The 490-nt window shown below is 64.5% G+C and carries 1 protein-coding gene; it reads right to left on the bottom strand.

The genetic code is table 11. The features are described from left to right. A partial coding sequence (locus CDV44_RS27120; RefSeq protein ID WP_141118831.1) for a hypothetical protein occupies positions 1–490 on the bottom strand: 490 nt, incomplete at both ends.

Consider the following 490-nt stretch of genomic DNA (forward strand, 5'->3'; position numbering starts at 1 on the left):
GGCTGCGTGACCTTGATACGCACCTTGGCATGGCCTCGTACCGGGTATGTCGCCGAATCGGGCTTCACCTCCACGCCCAGACGCTGCCCTGCCGTGCCCACACGCAATTCGGTCAATCCGAAGCGATAGGCCGGCTTGCCCAGATCCACCAGCCCGGTGGGTGCCTGATACTCCCGGCCTTCGTACCAGAAAGCGCGGAACCACTCCATCGGCTGCTTCCAACCCCACTGGAAGAATGAGTACCAGGGGACCTCGTGGATGCGACCGCGCACCGCCAACACCGACACGTAGACGTTCGGCCCCCAGGACGGATCAACCTTGAGCGACACATTCGGATCCTTGCCCGAGATCTCCATCGTGCGCGTCTCGATCACGCCTTCTCGCTCGATCGCCACCAGCGCAGTGGCCGAGCGGAACGGCATGCGCACCTGAAGCTTGGCCGTCTCGCCCGGTTCATAGGCGCGCCGCTCCGGCAGCACGTCCATGCGGT

Origin of the sequence: Pandoraea sp. PE-S2R-1 (genome assembly GCF_002179865.1) — a bacterium.
GTDB lineage: Bacteria > Pseudomonadota > Gammaproteobacteria > Burkholderiales > Burkholderiaceae > Pandoraea.